This window comes from Halovenus halobia (assembly GCF_051414135.1).
Lineage (GTDB): Archaea > Halobacteriota > Halobacteria > Halobacteriales > Haloarculaceae > Halovenus > Halovenus halobia.
Genome location: NZ_JBLKOA010000018.1, coordinates 1 through 558, shown reverse-complemented (window position 1 = coordinate 558; position 558 = coordinate 1). Strand labels below are relative to the sequence as shown.

Below are 558 nucleotides of genomic sequence, written 5' to 3'. Positions count from 1 at the left end.
TTATAGGTGGAGCAGGCGCAATACCACGGCCTTCAGGCCGTGGATACGCGCCGTCACTCAGTGATACATTCCACCGCTTCCGACAAGGCCGGATATTCCACCGTTTTCAACCCAAACTTTTACAAGAAAATTGAGTATAAGTAATTATACGGGCGTTTTACGATGCTTGAGGTTCACCGAACCCACCGGGCGCGAATCCGCAACCACTCGCAGGTGGCGGAGTCGCTCGACCGGCATGGGTGGAGTGCCAGCAAACTCTGGAACGTCGCCAACTACCACTCCCGCCAACAGTGGGAGGAAACCGGCGAGATTCCCGACCACGAGGAGTTAAAAGACGAGTTGAAGGAACACGACAAATACCGAGGACTGCACAGTCAGTCCAGTCAGCGGGTTCTGGAGGAACTCGCTGAAGCCTTCAACTCATGGTACTCCAGTGATGACGACCGAGATAATCCGCCCGGCTACCGCAAGCGCAACTACTACGATGACGAAGGTCGTCGCGTCCACGAGGAACATCCCCGTTCGACGGTGACGTGGAAGCAAAACGGAATCCGGCAC

1 pseudogene is annotated in these 558 nt (G+C 55.6%); it reads left to right on the top strand.

The features are described from left to right. Positions 1-162: 162 nt before the first annotated feature. Positions 163-558, top strand: a pseudogene (locus tag ACMGFM_RS16630) (RNA-guided endonuclease InsQ/TnpB family protein); the annotation flags it as partial.